A 17,131-nucleotide genomic window follows, 5' to 3' on the forward strand; every position below is an offset into this window, starting at 1 on the left:
GCCGCCCGCAATCTCCTGAAGAATTCCGATGAAGCCCGAAGCCCGCAAGCACCTCCGCGCCAACCTGCTGATGCTCGCCGCCGCCGCGATCTGGGGCACGGCTTTCGTCGCGCAACGCCTGAGCCTCGACGTGATCGGGCCGTTCCTGTTCACCGGGCTGCGCTTCCTGCTCGGCGCGCTCGTGCTGGTTCCGCTGCTGATGCTCAACGCGGCATCGCGCGCGCAGCTCGCGGCGATCCGCCGCGATCCGGCGCTGCTGCTGCCGGGCCTCGCGCTCGGCGGGCTGCTCGCCGTGTCGATTTCGCTGCAACAGTTCGGCCTGCAGTACACGCGGGTCGCCAACGCGGGCTTCATCAGCTCGCTGTACGTCGTGATCGTGCCGCTGATGGGCGTGTTCGCGCGTCACCGGATCGGCGCGGGCACCTGGTTCGGCGCGCTGCTCGCGGCGATCGGCCTGTATTTCCTCAGCATCGACGAGCATTTCTCGGTGCTCTACGGCGACTGGTTCCAGCTCGCGGGCGCCGTCATCATCGCCGCGCACGTGATGGCGGTCGGCCATCTCGCGAAGCGCCACGATCCGCTCGTGCTCGCGTTCATGCAGTTCGCCGTATGCGGCGTGACGTGCCTCGCGGTCGGCCTCGTCATCGAGCCGGTGAGCGTCGCGATGCTGCGCGGCGCGCTGCCGACGCTGCTGTACGGCGGGCTGCTGTCGGTCGGCGTCGGTTATACGCTGCAGGTCGTCGCGCAACGCGACGCGGCGCCTGCGCACGCAGCCGTGATCTTCAGCATGGAAGGCGTGTTCGCGGCGATCGCCGGCTGGGCCGCGCTCGGCGAAACGCTGACGCTGCGCGCGCTGTTCGGCTGCGCGCTGATGCTGGCCGGTCTGCTGGCGTGCCAGTTGCTGCCGAACGGCGACGCCCGGAAAAAGGACGAGGACGCGCTGCCGGCGTGACACGCACCGTCCCTATAATGGCGGTTCGCGTGACTTCCACGCCAACCGCTTCCGACAGGCCTGCTCCGTGACGTCCACTTCCGTCGATCCCGCCGCCGACCTGCTGCGCGAACGCGCAGCGCGCTACGCCACCGAGGCGGCGCTGTTCCTGCGCGACCAGGCGCTCTCCACCGCATCGCACGACCTGCGCAGCCCGCTGAACGCGATGCATAGCTGGGCGTACGTGCTCGAACGCCAGCTCGCCAGCGCCGACCCCAACCTGCAACGCGCGCTCGCGGGCATCCGCACGGGCATCGACCAGCAAGTCGCGCTGATCGACGACGTGCTCGACGCGCCGCGCGCGGAAACCCGCACGCTCGCGATCACGCCGCGGCCGTTCGCGCTGCGCGCGCTGCTCGACGACACGCTCGCGCTGGTCCGTTTTGCGCTCGCCGATGCACGGCAGGTCGCGCTCGACGTAACGCTGCCGGACGACGAGCCGTCGCTGACCGCCGACCGCGAACGCATCGCGCAGGCACTCTGGACGATGCTGACGGCCGCCGTCGAGGCCAGCGCCACCGGCGACCGCGTGACGTTCGCGTGCGCGCGCGACGGCGCGCAGTTCGTCGCGCGCGCCACCTGCACCGTGAACGCCGACGCACTCGCCGATCCCGCGCAGCCGCACGCGTTCGAATCGTTCGCGCGCCGCGAGATGCTGCGCGAGCGCGACGCGAAGCGGATCGCCTGGGCGCTCGCGCTCTGCCAGCGCGTCGCGCTCGCGCACGGCGGCACGTTGTCGCATACCGCGTTCGCCAACGGGGCAACCGCCGTCATCACGCTCTCCGTTCCCTGCGAGGCGCCGGTGTAAGTCATCGGCCGTTCGCTCGATACATTACAAATTCCTTTCTGGCTCTATACTGATGGGCCTTACATAACCGGAGCGATTCTTTGGTACAGATCTTCGCGCTCATCGGCGCGTTGTTCCTGGTGGCCCTGAACGGGTTCTTCGTCGCGGCCGAATTCGGCCTCGTCAAATTGCGCGCCACGCGCGTCAAGACACTGGCCCGCAAGCACGGCCTGCGCGGCCGCATCCTCGGCATCGTGCACGGCCGGCTCGACGCGTATCTTTCCGCGTGCCAGCTCGGCATCACGCTCGCGTCGCTCGGCCTCGGCTGGGTCGGCGAACCGGCCTTCGCGCAACTGATCGGCCCGCTGCTCGACCTGATCGGCGTGCAGTCCGAACGCGTCGTGCACCTGATCTCGCTGGTGTTCGCGTTCTCGCTGATCTCGTTCCTGCACATCGTCGTCGGCGAGCTCGCGCCGAAATCGATGGCAATCCGCCAGTCCGAGAAAGTCGGCCTGTGGGTCGCGCTGCCGCTGTATGCGTTCTACTGGGCGATGTATCCGGCGATCTGGGTGCTCAACAACAGCGCCAACGCGGTGCTGCGGCTCGCGGGGCTGTCGGCCGACCACGGCGGCGATGCGCACTACTCGACCGACGAACTGAAGCTGATCCTGCGCAGCCGCCGCAGCACGGCCGGCAACGCGGCTCAGCCGGCGCGCGGCACGTACAGCAACGACGAGTGGAACACGCTCGCGCATTCGCTCGATTTTTCGTCGATGACCGTGTCGGACCTGATGCGGCCGGCGCATGAAATGATCGGCCTGCGGCGCGACCTGCCGCTGCCGGACAACATGGAGATCGTCGCGCGGCACCGCTTCAGCCGTTATCCGCTGTTCGAGGATGCGTCGCGCGAACAGGTGAGCGGGCTGATCCACCTGAAGGACCTGCTGCTCGCACGTCACGCCGGTGCGGCCCTCGAAGACCTGTCCGACTACGTGCGCCCGGTGCAGTACGTGAAGCCCGACACGCCGGCGCTCGACCTGTTCCGCCGCTTCCGCAAGGGTGCGCCGCACTTCGCGCTGGTCGGCAACAAGGGCGAGAAGCCGATCGGCTTCCTGACGCTCGACAACCTGCTCGGCGCGCTGGTCGGCCAGATCCACGACGAGTTCCGCCAGGGCGACGCCGACTGGAGCCGCCTCGACGACGGCACGCTGATGGGCAAGGGCAGCCTGCCCGTCGTGTCGCTCGAGCAGGCGCTCGGCATCGACATCGACGAAGGCCGCGCGGAATCGGTCGGCGGCCTTGTGATCCAGGCGCTCAGCGACCTGCCGACCGAAGGACAGCGCGTGTCGTTCGACCGCTTCGACGTCGTCGTGAAGAAGATGAACGGGCCGCGCATCGTGCTCGTGCGCGTCTATCCGAAGATCGCGAAGGAGGCCGACGAATGACGGCCTTTCGTGGTCGTCGCCGCACGCGATGAACGCAACGCTGCCGCGCTGCTGCGTGATCACGCCGGAACCGGTGTCCGCGTCGGCAGCCGATTGCGCGGCGTTCGTCGACCGGCTGTCGGCCGTGCTCGCGCGCGGTGAAACGCTCGTGCAACTGCGCGTGAAATCGTTCGACGCGGCCGCGTTCGCGCGGCTCGCCGCCGCGGCGCTCGCGCGCTGCGAAGCGGCAGGCGCGCACCTGATGCTCAACGGCCCGATCGATGCGGCCGGCGTGATGCGGCTCGACGGCGCCGGCTGGCATCTCGACGGCGCGGCATTGCGCGCCGCCGCGCAGCGGCCGTTGCCGGCCGGGCGATGGGTGTCCGCCGCCTGCCACACACACGACGACCTGCTGCTGGCCGCACGCGCCGGCGCGGATTTCGTCACGCTGTCGCCCGTGTTGCCGACGCTCAGCCATCCCGGCGCGCCCGCGCTCGGCTGGAAACAATTCGGCGCGCTGGCCGCGCAAGCGGTGATGCCCGTCTACGCGCTCGGCGGGATGACGCGCGCGCACCTCGACGATGCGCGCCGCCACGGCGCGTACGGTATCGCGGGTATTCGCGGGTTCTGGTAACTCGGGGCGTATCTGCGGCGCAAACCGGACGCAGCTGCGCCCGGCCGTCGGACAATCACGCTTTCACATGCTCATGCGTTCAGGTTCGGCCGCACGCCGCGCCACGAACCATCGTCGATGAGACGCGCGTCGTGCGTGAGCGCATACCGGTTGACGTCGCCCGTCAGCCACGCGACGAGCGAATACGGCGGCAATTCCCCTTCATCGACCCGGTCGCGCGCACGCGCCGGCGTCTCGAACACGACCTGCCCTCTCGGCGCGTCGAACGGCACCGCATCGGGCGACAGGTTCAACGCGATCGTCAGCGTCTCGTCGTCGGCGAGCCGCCATGATGCGAGCAGCGCGTCGGCATCGCCGTCGCCGTCCGCCTTCAGCGCATGCGCGTCCTGCGGCCGGCAATCGGACAGCCGCGGCGAGATCAGCTTCGCGCGCACCGCGAGCGCCGACTGCACGAAATGCGCACGATCGGCGTCGCGCGCGGTTTCGTCGAAGATCAGCGGGATCTGCGGCGTGAGCAGCGACAGCGCGAGCGCGGCCAGACCACCCGCTTGCGCCGGGTCGCCCAGGCCGCTGTCGCGCCACGCGCCATCGGACAGCACCAGCGACGTCAACGACAGTCCGCTGTCGGCGCCCATGCCTTCGGGCTGGAAGGCCGTGCCGGACGCGGTCAGCGCGCGGGCGAGCGTGTGGATCGACTGGTGCGTGGAAATGCCTTCGTGGGCCGACGTATCGCGCCCCGTCAGCCGATGCAGCGCGCGTTCGCCGCACCCGTTCCACTGCGCATCGAAATGGGTATCGGCAAGATGCGCCGGATGCCGCTCGCTGCCGAGCACGAGATGGATCAGCCGGTCGGCCGGCACGGCCGCGCGCACGCGGTCCGCGATCTCGCGCAGCCACGACACGCCGATCCGGTCGGCCTCGCGCAGGCGCAGCCCGTCGCAACGGTATTCGTCGATCCAGTACAGCGCGTTGTCGCAGAAGAAATCGCAGACTTCCGGATGATCGAGCGCCAGCGGCGCCGCCTGCAGCGGATCGTCACGCGTATGGAAGAACGGTGCCGCGTAGTGACGCAGCGCGTCGGTGCCGCTGCCGAAGCGCGCGTAGTCGAGTTCCAGCAGCACCGCGAGACCGTAGCCGTGCGCGTCGTCGATCAGCGCCTTCAGCGCATCGGGGCCGCCTTCGGCCGCGAGCGGTGCGAACGGCAGGCTGTCGTGCGGCGACGCGAGCAGTTCCAGCGCGGTCACGCCGAGGCGCGCGAGTTGCGGCAGGCGGCGGCGCACGCCTTCGAAGCCGCCCACCGCGTGCGGGCGAATCGCGTAGAGCGCGATGTCTTCCCACGGGCGCCCGCGCCAGAACGTGTGGCGCCACGTGAACGCGCGCGGATCGACGACCTCGCTCGGGCCGTTGAGCCCTTCGGGTTGCGAGCGCGACGCGGGATCGGGAATCGATACGGCATCGTCGAGGCGATAGCGGTAACGCTCGCCCGCGCCGCAATCGGCGAAGACTTCGAACCAGTTCGGGCCCGCGGCCGTCATCGGGATGAAGGTCGGACCGAAGCCGGTATCGAGTTCGAGCTGGACTTGCGTGCTGCCCGGCGCCCACACGCGAAAATGCGTGCGCGGCGTCGCGCAGAGCGCGCCACAGGGCTGTGCGCCGAACGGCAAACAATGAATGTAGTGCTGCGCATACGGATCGTGCGGACAATCGGACATCATGCGCTCCTCGTGCGTGCCGAGCGGCATGGCCGCGCCAGCGGCGCGGCGCATCGGGGCCCGGCATGCGATGGCCAGGCGGGGGGAGAGAAACGAGTATGCGCCGGATTCGCCACCTCGATGCGGCGTGGTTGGACATTTTTAAATACGAATCGACCCCTGGAAAACCGGCGCTCCGGCACGCGCCGAGTCGGGTAGTCGGCATACCGGAATGATCGCTCGCCTTGTTGCGCCGGCTGCGCACACTTACGCTCTGCGCCATGCTCGCGGACACGTCGTCCGCACCCGACCCGAGGACCCCGTCATGTCGCTTCCCGCCAGCGCCGCGAAATTCGATCCGGCACGCGCGCACGAATACGCCGAGCAATCCCGCATCGCACTCGCCGGCTACGATGCGTGCCACGAACTCACCGCGTGCATGCTCGCGTCGGCGATCGGCGCCGCCGATGCGCGGATCCTCGTCGCGGGTGCGGGCGGCACCGGGCAGGAGATCTGCGTGTCGGCCGCGCTCGAGCCGGGCTGGCGGTTCACGGCCGTCGACCCGTCCGCGCCAATGCTCGCGCTCGCGCGCTCGAACGTCGAAGGCGCGGGCTTCGGCGCGCGCACGACGTTCGTCGAAGACGGCGTCGATGCGCTGCCCGACGCACCCGCGTTCGACGGCGCGACGCTGATCGGCGTGCTGCACCATATCCCGGGCGACGATGCGAAGGCCGCGCTGCTGCACGCGATCGCGCGGCGCCTGAAGCCCGGCGCGCCGCTCGTGCTCGCCGGCAACCATCGCCGCTACGCGGAGCACCCGCGCCTGCTCGACGCGTGGCAGCAGCGCTGGCGCATGAAGGGCGCCACGCCCGACGCCGTGCGCGCGCAACTCGCGAAGATCCTGCAGGGCGCCGATCCGCCGGGGTCCGAGGAAGCCGTTTTCGGCCTGCTGCGCGATGCGGGCTTCGATGTGCCGCTGCGGTTTTTCGCGAGCCTGTTCTGGGGCGCGTGGATCGCGGTGCGGCGCGCATAACGGATCGAAGCGGCCCGCCATGTGATTCGCGTGCACGCGATGCGCGCTAGGTATGATGTCGTTCCCGCCCCCCTTCCGGCCTCGACATGCTCACCGTCCATCACCTGAACAATTCGCGCTCGCAGCGCGTGCTCTGGCTGCTCGAAGAACTGGATGTGCCGTACGAGATCGTGCGCTACGAGCGCGATCCGAAAACGATGCTCGCGCCGCCCGCGCTGCGCGCGATCCATCCGCTCGGCAAGTCGCCCGTCGTCACCGACGACGGCCGCACGTTCGCCGAATCGGGCGCGATCATCGAGTACCTGGTCGAACGCTACGGCAACGGGCGCCTCGCGCCGCCGCCCGGCACGCCGGAGCGGCACGACTACACGTACTGGCTCCACTACGCGGAAGGGTCGGCGATGCCGCCGCTGCTGCTCAAGCTCGTCGCGCTGCGGATCGCGCATGCGCCGATGCCGTTCTTCGCGCGGCCGATCGCGCGCAAGATCGCCGCGACGCTGCAGTCGGGTTTCGTCGATCCGCAGATCGCGCTGCATCTCGGTTATATCGACGACACGTTGAGCCGCACCGGCTGGTTCGTCGGCGACGGCTTCAGCGCAGCCGACATCCAGATGAGCTTTCCGCTCGAAGCCGCGACCGCGCGCGGGGGCAGCAGCCGGCATCCCGCGATCGCGCGCTTTCTCGATGCGATCCACGCACGGCCCGCGTACCAGCGGGCGCTGGAACGCGGCGGCCCGTACGAACTGCTCAAGTAACCGGCGTCAACTCAGCAATCCCGCCGCGACGTTGATCGACAACCCGAGCACGGCCATGTTGAAGTAGAACGACAGGATCGACTGCGCGAGCACCGAACGCCGCGCGGAACGGTTCGTCAGCGACACGTCGGCCGTCTGCGATGCGACCGCGAGCGTGAACGCGAAATACAGGAAATCCCAGTAATCGGGTTCGGGGTGCTGGTCGGGGAAGCGCAGCGCGCGGTCGCTGCTCGGCGAGCCGTAGTAGAGCCGCGCGTAGTGCAGCGTGAAGATCGTCGGGATCAGGAACCATGCGCCGAACAGCGTCGCGCCGGTTACCGCGTAGTGGCCGAGCCCCGCGCGAAACCCGACGCCCTTGGCCGTCGCCAGCTCGATCGCGATCGCGGCCACGCTCGCGACCGTCGCAAGGCACACGACGGTCAGCACGGTAGTGGCGTTTTCGTCCTCGCGGATCGCGATTTCGCGCACCTTGTGATGGTGCGCGGTAACCATGCGCACCCACATCAACGCGAGATACAGCCAGATCGCGCAATCCCAGCCGATCAGCGCACGCACGGTCGGACGCAGCGGAAACGGCAGCAGCACCGCGCAGAGCAAGCCCGCGACGAACGCCGCAACCATGCGCGGCCGGTTGCGTAATACCTGCGGATAAAACGTCATCGTGAAATTCCGAAAGCGGATGGAAAGGGTTCGGCCGGCGCGCGAGAGGCCCGCTGCGCCGCACCGGCGGGTACCGCCCCCGATTATCGCCATTCCATCGTGACGTGGCGATGGGCGCGAGCGCCTAAGATAAGGGGATGACTGCCACCGCCCCCCTCTGCCGCCATCCCGCGAACACGGCCGGCCGCGACTTCGTCGTTGGCGATCTGCACGGCTGCGTGGACGTGCTGCGCGCGCTGCTGCACGACATCCGCTTCGATCCGGCTCGCGACCGCCTGTTCTCGGTCGGCGATCTCGTCGACCGCGGCCCCGCGTCCGAAACCACGCTCGACCTGCTCGACCGCCCGTGGTGCCACGTCGTGCGCGGCAATCACGAGGAAGTCATGAGCCTCGTATCGCGCGGCAAGCTGTCGCCCGACGCGTGGCGCGGGATCGGTGGCGACTGGGGCGCCGACCTGCCGCCGGAACGGCTGCACGCGCATGCGGCGCGCGTCGACGCGCTGCCGCTGGTGCGCGTGATCGGCGACGGCCCCGGGCGCTTCAACGTGCTGCATGCGGAATTCTTCGGCTCGGACGCCGATCTCGACACGGGCAGCTATTCGCACGACGTGCGCGAACGGCTGATCTGGGGCCGCGATCTCGTCCAGGGGCTCGCCGATCCCGCGCGGCAGGCCGGGCTGTCGCTGACCTGCACCGGGCATACGCCGGTGCGCGCGCCGCAGCGGATCGGCGCGCAATGGTTCATCGACACGGGTGCGTTCGCGCCGTCCGGGCGGCTCACGCTTGCCGAGCCGCGCACCGGCAGCACGTGGTCGATGACGCAGGCCGAAGCGCGCGAACGCCACGCGGGCGACTGGCCGCTGCCGTAACACCTTCAAACCTTCGCACCTTCGCGCCGGCAACGGCATGCGGACGGACGCGCGCGACCTAACCGACCTGGCTCAGCTCGAACACCGCGTCGACGGCCGTGCCGTTCCAGTTGTATTCGAGATAGGCCGCGTGATGGCAGTCGCGCAGCAGCGCGGTGCGGAACGCCGCCAGGCACTCCCCACTCGGATCGCGCACCGACGGATAGACGATTCCCGCGCCGCCGGCATTGCGCACCGCGCGGCCGAGCGCCTGCCCCGCGCTGTAATCGAGCGGATGCAGCAACGCCGGATCGCGCTGCGGCCACGTGCGCACGTCGGCCACGGCGCCCTGCGCGAACACCGTGTAGAGCCGCATCTGCTGGCGCATCGGTGGCTCCCTGGTCGCCGCCATGAACAGCGCGCTGTGATAGCGCGTTTCGGCGATCGCCGTATCGCGCGAGCGGGCGCAGTAGAACACGCCGTAGCTGCCGTCGGAAAAGCGGCTGCCCTGCGGATTCAGGTGCGTGAACGCGGCCATGATCGGCCCCCAGCCCAGCCCGTAGCGGCGCTCGGCGGGCGGCACGAGATCAAGCGTGCCGACTTCGTTGCGGATGCGGTCGTTGGTCAGCGATTCGAGCGCGTAAAGCGCGTCGAAATCGTCCGATGACGCAACGCGATCGAACAGGTTGATCGCCGGAAAACGGGTGGGGATCACGCGATAGGCAGGGGCCCAGTCGACTGCGGTCGTGGGCCATTGTTGTGATTCGATCGGCATCGTCACGCCCAGCCACCTCGCATCGCGTCGAGATATTGCCGGACCGCGACCAGATCGCCGACGTTGCCGGCCAGCATCCGGTCGAGTGCGCGCTTGCCGCCGAACGGCGCCGCGTCGTTGGGCCGCTTGACCCATGCATCGGCGGCGGCCGGCTGCGGCAGCAGGATCTGCAGCGCCTTGTAGATGCCGAGCAGCAGCGATAGCCGCTCGAGCGTATCGCGCGGCAGGCGCGCCGATGCCGGCGTGGCCTTCCACTTGAAGAACGTCGAACGGCCGGGCGACCCGAGCAGTACGATCTGCTCGTCGATCGTCAGTTCCCAGTCGCGCGCGATGTTGAAAAACGCACGCAGGCCAGCCGCCGACATCTGCGCGACCGAAGCCTGCGGCGGGGCGGAATGCGATTCGTAGGCGGGCTGTGACATGATCGTTAGTCTCGAAATGAATCTACTAACAAGATTAGTCCATTTTCGTATTTTTGCAAGGGTCGACACCCGCCGACCGTCCAGCGGTGGCCGCCCCGCGCATCCAACAAAACGATATTTTTTGTCCATTCTGGACTCTTATTTTATTTTCTGCGTTAATGGCCGTGCGGACCCCGCGTGCAGACGCGGTGCGTGTCCGTGGAACCGTGTCGTACAGAAACCGGAAGCCCCTCGCCAAGGAACGCACATGAAGAGACTGATTGCCGCTGTTTCGATCGCCCTGCTCGCGGTATCCGCAGGCCCCGCCGTCGCGAAGGACTGGAGCACGATCCGCTTCGGCACCGATGCCAGCTACGCGCCGTTCGAGTCGAAGGCGCCCGACGGCAAGCTCGTCGGTTTCGACATCGACCTCGGCAACGAGATCTGCGCGCGCCTGAAGGCGAAGTGCGTGTGGCTCGAGAACGATTTCGACGGGATGATTCCCGCGCTGAAGGCGAAGAAGTTCGACGCGGTGCTGTCGTCGATGTCGATCACGCCGCAGCGCGCGCAGCAGATCGGCTTCACGACGAAGATCTACAACCAGCCGACGCGGCTCGTCGTGAAGAAGGGTTCGCCGCTGCTGCCGACGGCCGAATCGCTGAAAGGCAAGTCGATCGGCGTCGAGCAGGGCACGACGCAGGAGACGTATGCGAAGGCGTACTGGGGCAAACAAGGTGCGAACGTCGTGTCGTACCAGAGCCAGGACGGCGTGTATGCGGACCTGACCTCGGGCCGCCTCGACGCGGCGCTTCAGGATGAAGTGCAGGCGGCGATCGGGTTCCTGAAATCGCCGCGCGGCGCGAACTACACGTTCGTCGGGCCCGAGCTCGTCGACGAGAAGGTGCTGGGCATCGGCGCCGGCATCGGGCTGCGCCAGGAGGACACGGACCTGAAGGCGAAGATCGACCGCGCGATCGTCGACATGGTCAAGGACGGCACCTACAAGCGGCTCGCGTCGAAGTACTTCGACTTCGACATCTACGGCGGCTGAAACGGCGTCGCGCGCGGACGGGCACACCACCCGTCGCGCGCGTCCGACCGCCCTCCCCTCACCACGGGACGGCAACGGCATTGCACCGTTCGCCGTCGCATCGAATGCTTCATCCGCCGCGTGCATTGCGCGACGTTTCATACATCATTCGGATTGCAGATCGATCGCTCACGGGAGCGACGGGCCATGCATCCGGATGGCGTGCGACTTCGTTCAGTAGGCGAAGACCGGGCGTCGAGGTATCGGCGCCCGTGCGCACATGCCCTTGCGAATCGGGTTCGCGTGCAGGAAAGTGCCGACCCGGCGCGGATGACCGGCAATCAGCCGGATCCGCCTCGCACCGGGCGCGGAGAGATGGCCTGTCGATGCATGCCGGCCCGCTGCGAGAGCGAGGTTCGACCGGCGATGCGCCGAATCACTGCGATCGCGGCCTGCCGGCAGCGGCGTGTGATGATCGATCATTTTTCTACCCCGTTTTCAGTCTGATGTTGTATCGGCAACCGGACGATGCCGGTGCTCCGACGATCAGGCGACGACGGTCCGTGCTCGCCGGAACGCAGCTGCTGCGCCGCGTTCCGCCGCCGCATCCCCGCGGACTGCATCCTGGCCGGTATTGACAGGGTTCGCTGCCGGACCGGACAGACCTCGCGTTGTCGACTTTCGCATGCCCTCATTCGCAAGGAGCGGGCCAGCTTCGCGCGAGCCCGTCCGGACAAGGGGTTGGCCGGTCCGGGCGGCAGCCGGAACGGGCGCGGAATGCCGGAAGTTGCGAAACTGAAACATGCGATGCGCGGCGTGCGTCGGCCGCGTGGCGGCCAAGCCTTGCCGGATAAGGCTGAACAATGGACCACGGAATTTTTACCGACGGGCGTCCAGTCGATCGGCCCGATTCGCCGCGCAAATTCGCCCGGCTGCCCAGACGAAATGTTTCATGCGCTTTACATGCGGTCGGCAGCCCTGGGGACGCAGGTCGTCCGCGAGAGGGAATGACGTGTGCCGGGGCGGCCGATCGCGCGGCTATACTGCGACACCGACCCGCGCCCCGCGACACCACCCTGCCCGCAAGACCGCCCTCGATGATCCGCACCGCCTATGTCGCCGAACGCACCAGACTGATCCGCTTCGGCGTGTCGGGCCTCGGCTCGACCGCGCTGCATGCGCTGATCGCGGCCGCGATGTTCGCGCTGTTCGACGCAACGCCCGTGGTCGCGAACGCGACGGCGTTCGCCTGCTCGACCACGTTCTCGTATCTCGCCAACACGCTGTGGAGTTTTTCGTCGCCCGTGACGTGGGGCAACTTCGTGCGCTTTCTGGCCGTCGCGTTGGCCGGCCTCGTCGTGACGATGCTGCTCGCGCACGGCACCGAGACGCTCAGGCTTGCGCGCGCATGGAGCGTCGTTGCGGTCGTGCTGTGCGTGCCGCCCGTCACGTTCGTGCTGCACCGGCTCTGGACCTATCGCTGAACCGGTTCACGCGCGCATCGCGCGCCGCTCAGCCGACCCGCTGATGCCCCGTGTCGCCGGACGGCGCGCCGTCATGCCCGCCGTTGTCGCCGTTGTTGTCGTGATCGTTGAGCCCGTGCTCGATCATCATCCGGTAGAGCGTCACGCGCGAGATACCGAGTTCGGCGGCGGCCTTGTTGATGCGGTGATCGTTGCGCAGCAGCGCGTTCTCGATCGCGGTGCGCTCGGCGAGCGCCCTCGCCTGTTCGAGCGTCACGGGTTCGGTTTCGCCGGGCGTGTCGAGCCCGAGATCGTGCGGTGTCAGCAGCCGGCTCTCGGCCATCACGATCGCGCGCCGCACGCGGTTGATCAGCTCGCGCACATTGCCGGGCCATTCATAGCGCCGCATCGCGTCGAGCGCGGCCGACGTGAAGCCACTGATCTTGCGGCCGCTATCGGCCTTGTATTTCTGCAGCACGTAGTGCGCGAGGATGTCGATGTCCTTGCCGCGCGCGCGCAGCGGCGGCTCGTGAATACGCAGCACGCACAGGCGGTGATACAGATCCGCGCGAAAGCGCCCGGCCTCGACCGCGCCGTCGAGATCCACGTGCGTCGCGGAAATGATCCGCACGTCGACCGCGATCGATTCCTGCCCGCCGAGCCGCTCGATCTTCCCTTCCTGCAGGAAGCGCAGCAGGCTCGCCTGGCTTTCGACCGGCATGTCGCCGATTTCGTCGAGAAACAGCGTGCCGCCGTTCGCCGACTCGATCCGGCCCGCGCGCCGCTGGTTCGCGCCGGTGAACGCACCGCGCTCGTAGCCGAACAGTTCCGACTGCAGCAGGTGATGCGGAATCGCGCCGCAATTGATCGCGACGAACGGCCCCTTGCCGCGGCTGGAACGCTCGTGAATCGCGAGCGACGTCAGTTCCTTGCCGGTGCCCGACTCGCCCGAGATGAACACGCTGGCGTCGGTCTTCGCGACCTTGCGGATCGTGCTGAACAGCTGCTGCATCGCCTCGCAGTTGCCGATCATCCCGTGTTCGCCGATCGACGCCGCATAGGCCGCGCCGTCGACGCGATCGAGCGCGGCCATCCCGCGCGCATGGCCGAGCACATGCGAAATCCATTCGTAGGGCAGCGGCAGCGTCACGTAATCGAAACAATAGCTGCGGATCAGCTCACGCACGGCGGGCGTGATCGTGATGCCGGCCTGCGCGATGGAGATCCAGCCGATCGCCGGCTGGCTCAGGCACGCCTTCAGCGCCGGATATTCGCGCGACGTGAACCCGGTGAAATCGACCAGCCCGGCGGCCACGCTCACGCCGGAAGTCATGTTCTGCGCGGCGCCGGCGGTCTTCGCGACCGCAATCTCCCAGCCAAGCTCGCGCAGTTGCGCAAGCAACGGCTCGTCGGGCGAACGCATGATCACGAACAGCTTGCGTCCGGCTTCGGGAGCGGTGACGGACACGTGCGTCAGCTCGGGCGCCGCGTGCCCGTTTGCGTCGGGTGACCTTGCAACCATCGTTGTTCCCCGCTTGGCGTTGGTATCGCGCATCGGCTCGCCGCCGCGTGCGACGGCCTCGATAGAACCGACATATTGGCCGCATTTCCGTCCGAATAAAATCCCCCTGCGCATGAATCGCGCCGGGGTGGACACTGTCATGAACGGTATATCGATACGGCAGGCGTGCGGCTAGATGGGTGTTATCCCGGTGGCGGGCGCGGCGCGAACTCGGGAAAGACGGGCAACCTGCCCGCAAAGCCGCGCCGGTGCTGGCGCGCGGCGCGCGCACGCGATCCGGCGGACGCAAAAGCGATGCGCCGGGGAGCGCCCGCGCGGCCGGTCGAACGGGCAGGCGTATACCCGCGCTACCGGTTCCGATTGACTTCGGTCAATCGTCAGAGGAAGTCGGTTGATGCACGAACGCAACAGGCGCGATCCGGCACCGCGCATCGCGGCGCGGCGGATGCGTCACCGGCCCGACGCGAGCGGCACCGGTACGTTCGCGCGGCCGCGGCCGGCCGGCGTGCCGTCGTGTTCGCCATACGTGGCGGCGAGCGCGTCGACCCGCGCGAGATGGTGGCGGTTGTCGTGATCCCACGGATGGAAGCCCGGTCGAAAAAAACTCAGCCATTCGCCCGCGATGCGCGGAAACAGCCCGCGGCGCGGCCCGTACAGGAACGCGAGCATCCGCAGCATGCCGCGCACGTGATGCCCGGCCCCGCGATCGCGCCACAGCAGCGTCACGTGCATCAGGAACACGGTGGGCCAGAACGTCAGCGTCGTCAGCAGATACACGCCGATGCGGATCAGGTAGCGGCGCAACCCCGGCTTCATCGCGGCATTCCAGACGTCGAACGACACGGCCTTGTGCTCGGTTTCCTCGAGCGCGTGCCAGATCCACATCTGGCGGTAGCCTTCGACCGAGCCTTCGAGGCGCGTCGGGTCGCGCAGCAGCCAGTCGGCGAGCATCGCCGTGTAGTGCTCCGCCGCGACCGTATGCGCGAGCTGCACCGAATGCGGCAGCTTGCGCTTCATGAAGCCGAGCACCGCCCACACGCGCTTGTCGAGCTTGCGCGCGGGCAGGTGGTTCGCCTGCATCAGCTCGTTGTATTCGACATGCTCGCGCGTATGCATCGCTTCCTGGCCGATGAAGCCGAGCACCTGCTGCTTCAGCACGGGATCGTCGATCCGGTCGCGGTAATTGCGCACCGAATCCATGAAGAAGCGCTCGCCGGCCGGAAACAGCAGCGACAGCGCGTTGAAGAAATGGGTCACATGCGACCCGAGGCCATGCCAGTCCTTCGCGCGTTCGACCGGCAGGTCGAAGCGCAGGTCGCGGCGCACCGGCATGATCCCGGCTGCGGTGGCGGAAGCGGCTGACTTCATGTTGATCGTTCTCCTTGTTCCGGAGCGGCCCGGCGCGTCATCCGACGCGGCCGGCGCGGGCCCCGGCGGCGCGTCGCGCACCGCCAAAATCTTGACATCGACAGATGTAAAGATAGGCCGCACGCGCCAGCGCGCGCAAGCCGCGCGGTAGATGCGCGCTTCCAAACAGGGCACGGTCGAAACGGTGGAAAAAACGGCGCTCGAACGGCGCCCGGACACGCCGCGATTCGAACGCGCGCGACGGCTGGCGAGCGATGTGCGGAGGCCGGTACGGCGCCCCGCCACCGCCGCGAAAGCCAGGCGCGGCGGGCGTTTCGCGTAATCCGGCGGCGGTGCGCGGCACGCCGCCGGCCGCCCCGGTAGCACCGATTCATACACGCGGCGCACTCGCGTAGTGCAACCGCGGTCGCACAGCCCCGAAAAAATTCAAACGCGCGTTCCATTTGCGCTTCGGGCCATCGCGGGCGCCGCGGCCCGCGACCGTCCGCGACACGCCGGCGGCGGGGCAATCGCCACGTGCGACGGCCCGCTGCGCGCTCGCCTACAATAGCGGTTTTACGAAACCTCTTTCAGGAGAAGTCATGTCTGTCACCACGACCGAATCGGGCCTCAAATACGAAGACCTGACCGAAGGCACCGGCGATGTCGCGCAAGCCGGCCAGACCGTCAGCGTCCACTACACGGGCTGGCTGACCGACGGTCAGAAATTCGATTCGAGCAAGGACCGTAACGACCCGTTCGCGTTCGTGCTCGGCGGCGGCATGGTCATCAAGGGCTGGGACGAAGGCGTGCAGGGCATGAAGGTCGGCGGCGTGCGTCGCCTGACGATCCCGCCGCAACTCGCCTATGGCCCGCGCGGCGCAGGCGGCGTGATTCCGCCGAATGCGACGCTCGTGTTCGAAGTCGAACTGCTCGCCATCTGACGACGCAACCGGCCGGTTTCCGTTCGATGGAACGCATCGCCTCCCCCGCCATCGCGCTGCGCCGCTACGACGCGTGCGAAGCGTCGGACGTGCACGACTTCCACCAGGTCGTGCTCGGCGTCGATGGCGCGATGGTGATGGCGGTGGACGGTATCGGCCAGCGCATCGACCGGCACGCGGCCTGGCTGATTCCGGCCGGCGCGCGCCACGACTACGCGGGCCTCGGCGACAATCGCCAGCTCGTGATCGACCTGCCCGCCGCATCGCTCGCGGTGCCGCAGCGGCTGTTCGACCGCGCGCGTGCCGTGTCGATCGATCCGGCCCTGACGTCGCTCGTCGCGCAGGTCGCAGCGGCCGCCGCGCAGCTCGATGCGCCGGCCGGCGACGCAAGACAAGCCGCCGCGCACCGTTTCCAGTGGCAGGCCGCCGCGCGCCTGTGCGGCGCGCTGCTCGACGACGCCGGCATCGCCGCGCCACTGTCGGGCCTCGAATCGGGCCTCGATTTCGCGCGCATCGACCGCTGGCTGCGCGCACGGCTCGCCGAGCCGCTGCGCATCGCCGATCTCGCCGCACACTGCGGCTACGGGATGCGCCGGTTTCATCAACTGTTCGTCGACGCGTTCGGCGAAACGCCGCATCGCTACCTGCAGCGGCTGCGGCTCGACGCAGCGATCGTGCTGCTCGCCGACGGCCGGCATCCGCTCGTCGACATCGCGGGCATGGTCGGCTTCGCGGACCAGAGCACGTTCACGCATGCGTTCACGAAACGCTTCGGCGTCGCACCGGGACGCTGGCGCGGCGAGCGCCACTGAGCGAATCCGTCCCG

Annotated in this window: 17 protein-coding genes; 11 read left to right on the forward strand and 6 right to left on the reverse strand. The window is 68.4% G+C overall.

Annotated elements, in window-relative coordinates; translation table 11 throughout:
- Positions 1 to 28: 28 nt before the first annotated feature.
- From ACTRWB_RS00695 to ACTRWB_RS00710, 4 genes are all read left to right on the forward strand, one after another.
- Entirely contained in the window at positions 29 to 952 is a 924-nt protein-coding gene (locus ACTRWB_RS00695) for a DMT family transporter (RefSeq protein WP_343490414.1), read from the forward strand.
- Positions 953 to 1,019: 67 nt separating this feature from the next.
- The gene (locus ACTRWB_RS00700) at positions 1,020 to 1,799 is read left to right on the forward strand and encodes a sensor histidine kinase (protein ID WP_446900583.1); all 780 of its coding nucleotides are present in this window, start codon (positions 1,020 to 1,022) and stop codon (positions 1,797 to 1,799) included.
- Between the two features lie 80 nt (positions 1,800 to 1,879).
- Positions 1,880 to 3,223, forward strand: coding sequence for a hemolysin family protein (locus tag ACTRWB_RS00705; RefSeq protein WP_129516847.1), 1,344 nt, complete (start codon positions 1,880 to 1,882; stop codon positions 3,221 to 3,223).
- A 28-nt stretch (positions 3,224 to 3,251) separates the two neighbouring features.
- Positions 3,252 to 3,836, forward strand: coding sequence for a thiamine phosphate synthase (locus ACTRWB_RS00710; RefSeq protein WP_446900584.1), 585 nt, complete (start codon positions 3,252 to 3,254; stop codon positions 3,834 to 3,836).
- Positions 3,837 to 3,907: 71 nt separating this feature from the next.
- Here the strand turns inward: ACTRWB_RS00710 and ACTRWB_RS00715 are convergent, their stop codons facing one another.
- Complete coding sequence (locus tag ACTRWB_RS00715) at positions 3,908 to 5,548, reverse strand: DUF3459 domain-containing protein (RefSeq protein WP_446901391.1); 1,641 nt, start codon at positions 5,546 to 5,548, stop codon at positions 3,908 to 3,910.
- A 304-nt stretch (positions 5,549 to 5,852) separates the two neighbouring features.
- On the opposite strand from ACTRWB_RS00715, the gene ACTRWB_RS00720 reads away from it, so the two are divergent.
- Together ACTRWB_RS00720 and ACTRWB_RS00725 are read left to right on the forward strand one after the other, a co-directional pair.
- Complete coding sequence (locus tag ACTRWB_RS00720; RefSeq protein ID WP_446900585.1) at positions 5,853 to 6,560, forward strand: class I SAM-dependent methyltransferase; 708 nt, start codon at positions 5,853 to 5,855, stop codon at positions 6,558 to 6,560.
- 86 nt (positions 6,561 to 6,646) lie between these two features.
- Positions 6,647 to 7,315, forward strand: coding sequence for a glutathione S-transferase (locus ACTRWB_RS00725; protein ID WP_446900586.1), 669 nt, complete (start codon positions 6,647 to 6,649; stop codon positions 7,313 to 7,315).
- Between the two features lie 6 nt (positions 7,316 to 7,321).
- On the opposite strand, the gene ACTRWB_RS00730 is transcribed toward ACTRWB_RS00725, so the two are convergent.
- Positions 7,322 to 7,975 (reverse strand): DUF1345 domain-containing protein, encoded by a 654-nt coding sequence (locus tag ACTRWB_RS00730; protein WP_048250208.1) that lies wholly within the window; start codon positions 7,973 to 7,975, stop codon positions 7,322 to 7,324.
- 137 nt (positions 7,976 to 8,112) lie between these two features.
- On the opposite strand from ACTRWB_RS00730, the gene ACTRWB_RS00735 reads away from it, so the two are divergent.
- The gene (locus ACTRWB_RS00735; RefSeq protein WP_412024983.1) at positions 8,113 to 8,844 is read left to right on the forward strand and encodes a metallophosphoesterase; all 732 of its coding nucleotides are present in this window, start codon (positions 8,113 to 8,115) and stop codon (positions 8,842 to 8,844) included.
- 58 nt (positions 8,845 to 8,902) lie between these two features.
- Here the strand turns inward: ACTRWB_RS00735 and ACTRWB_RS00740 are convergent, their stop codons facing one another.
- On the reverse strand, positions 8,903 to 9,598 hold the full coding sequence (locus ACTRWB_RS00740; protein ID WP_419687551.1) for an RES family NAD+ phosphorylase: 696 nt from the start codon (positions 9,596 to 9,598) through the stop codon (positions 8,903 to 8,905).
- 2 nt (positions 9,599 to 9,600) lie between these two features.
- Positions 9,601 to 10,020, reverse strand: coding sequence for an MbcA/ParS/Xre antitoxin family protein (locus tag ACTRWB_RS00745; RefSeq protein ID WP_048250205.1), 420 nt, complete (start codon positions 10,018 to 10,020; stop codon positions 9,601 to 9,603).
- A 247-nt stretch (positions 10,021 to 10,267) separates the two neighbouring features.
- On the opposite strand from ACTRWB_RS00745, the gene ACTRWB_RS00750 reads away from it, so the two are divergent.
- Positions 10,268 to 11,050, forward strand: coding sequence for an ABC transporter substrate-binding protein (locus ACTRWB_RS00750; RefSeq protein WP_446900587.1), 783 nt, complete (start codon positions 10,268 to 10,270; stop codon positions 11,048 to 11,050).
- A gap of 1,076 nt (positions 11,051 to 12,126) precedes the next feature.
- Positions 12,127 to 12,513, forward strand: coding sequence for a GtrA family protein (locus tag ACTRWB_RS00755; protein ID WP_412024986.1), 387 nt, complete (start codon positions 12,127 to 12,129; stop codon positions 12,511 to 12,513).
- A 28-nt stretch (positions 12,514 to 12,541) separates the two neighbouring features.
- Here the strand turns inward: ACTRWB_RS00755 and ACTRWB_RS00760 are convergent, their stop codons facing one another.
- Complete coding sequence (locus tag ACTRWB_RS00760) at positions 12,542 to 14,014, reverse strand: sigma-54 dependent transcriptional regulator (protein ID WP_193101018.1); 1,473 nt, start codon at positions 14,012 to 14,014, stop codon at positions 12,542 to 12,544.
- A 450-nt stretch (positions 14,015 to 14,464) separates the two neighbouring features.
- Positions 14,465 to 15,382, reverse strand: a complete 918-nt coding sequence (locus ACTRWB_RS00765; RefSeq protein ID WP_343490423.1) for a metal-dependent hydrolase — start codon at positions 15,380 to 15,382, stop codon at positions 14,465 to 14,467.
- A 581-nt stretch (positions 15,383 to 15,963) separates the two neighbouring features.
- Here ACTRWB_RS00765 and ACTRWB_RS00770 point away from each other — a divergent pair.
- The gene (locus ACTRWB_RS00770; protein ID WP_048250201.1) at positions 15,964 to 16,305 is read left to right on the forward strand and encodes an FKBP-type peptidyl-prolyl cis-trans isomerase; all 342 of its coding nucleotides are present in this window, start codon (positions 15,964 to 15,966) and stop codon (positions 16,303 to 16,305) included.
- Positions 16,306 to 16,331: 26 nt separating this feature from the next.
- The gene (locus ACTRWB_RS00775) at positions 16,332 to 17,117 is read left to right on the forward strand and encodes an AraC family transcriptional regulator (protein ID WP_446900588.1); all 786 of its coding nucleotides are present in this window, start codon (positions 16,332 to 16,334) and stop codon (positions 17,115 to 17,117) included.
- Positions 17,118 to 17,131 lie beyond the last annotated feature (14 nt).

The sequence above is a fragment of the Burkholderia sp. YIM B11467 genome (assembly GCF_052952715.1).